The organism is Blastococcus sp. CCUG 61487 (assembly GCF_005222955.1).
Taxonomy (GTDB): domain Bacteria; phylum Actinomycetota; class Actinomycetes; order Mycobacteriales; family Geodermatophilaceae; genus Blastococcus.
Genome location: NZ_LWUA01000116.1, coordinates 1 through 1,082 on the forward strand (window position 1 = coordinate 1; position 1,082 = coordinate 1,082).

Sequence of the window (1,082 nt, forward strand, 5' to 3'; positions counted from 1 at the left end):
GCCGGTGGCGGCTCCCGGGTGAGCGCGGTGAGCAGCGGGCCCGTCGCGGCGGCCGGCCTGGCCGTGCGCGAGCCCGTCACCGCCGTGGCCGAGCCCGCCCCGGCCCCCGCGCCCGCCCCGCAGCCGTATCGGATCACCACCCTGCACCCGCGCACCTACAACGAGGCGCGGGTCATCGGGGAGCGCTTCCGCGACGGGATGCCGGTCATCATGAACCTCACGGAGATGGACGACGCCGACGCCAAGCGGCTGGTCGACTTCGCTGCGGGGCTCTCGTTCGGTCTGCGCGGTAGCATCGAGCGCGTCACGGCCAAGGTGTTCCTGCTCAGCCCGCAGGACGTCGACGTGACAGCCGAGGACAAGGCCCGGATCCGCGAAGGCGGGTTCTTCAACCAGTCCTGACCCGCACCCGGGGACCACCCGGGCGCACGATGACGGCGGCACGCCCGGTGCCCTGGACGAACGAGGACCGTGTCACTTCTCCTGACGATCGTGTACGTGGTCCTGACCGTGTTCATGGTGCTGCTGTTCGCCCGCTTCGTCGTCGACTGGGTGATGGTGCTCGCCCGCAGCTGGCGCCCCGCCGGCCTGGTCGCGGCCGGCCTCGAGGTCGTCTACACCACCACCGACCCGCCGCTGAAGGCAGTGCGCCGGGTCATCCCGCCGCTCAACCTGGGGACGATCAGGCTGGATCTGGGGTTCATGGTGCTCCTGATCGCCGTGGTCCTGCTCCGTTCCTTCTTCCGTCCCTAGGCGTACTAACGTGACCGACACTTCCCCGGTAGCGGACCGGACGAGAGGCCGGGTCCTCTACGGTCCACCCACGCTCCACCCGCCCCGCCGGACCTCTAAGGTGACCTGATGCCACTCACGCCTGCCGACGTCCACAACGTCGTCTTCAAGAAGCCGCCCATCGGCAAGCGGGGATACGACGAGGACGAGGTCGACGCCTTCCTCGACGTGGTGGAGGCCGAGCTGGCCCGCCTGATCGAGGAGAACAACGAGCTGCGCGCCGGCGCGGGCAACCGCGCCCCGGCCCGGGCCGAGGAGCGCCCCGAGCCGCCGGCCCCCGCGCCCGCTCC

3 protein-coding genes are annotated in these 1,082 nt (G+C 71.3%); all 3 read left to right on the forward strand.

The genetic code is table 11. From position 1 onward, the window contains the following. Positions 1-402, forward strand: a 402-nt coding sequence (locus A6V29_RS08160) for a cell division protein SepF (protein ID WP_249933111.1), incomplete at its 5' end; no start/stop codon positions are given. 69 nt (positions 403-471) lie between these two features. Next, the gene (locus tag A6V29_RS08165) at positions 472-753 is read left to right on the forward strand and encodes a YggT family protein (RefSeq protein WP_137159852.1); all 282 of its coding nucleotides are present in this window, start codon (positions 472-474) and stop codon (positions 751-753) included. A 108-nt stretch (positions 754-861) separates the two neighbouring features. After that, a partial coding sequence (locus A6V29_RS08170) for a DivIVA domain-containing protein (RefSeq protein ID WP_137159853.1) occupies positions 862-1,082 on the forward strand: 221 nt, incomplete at its 3' end.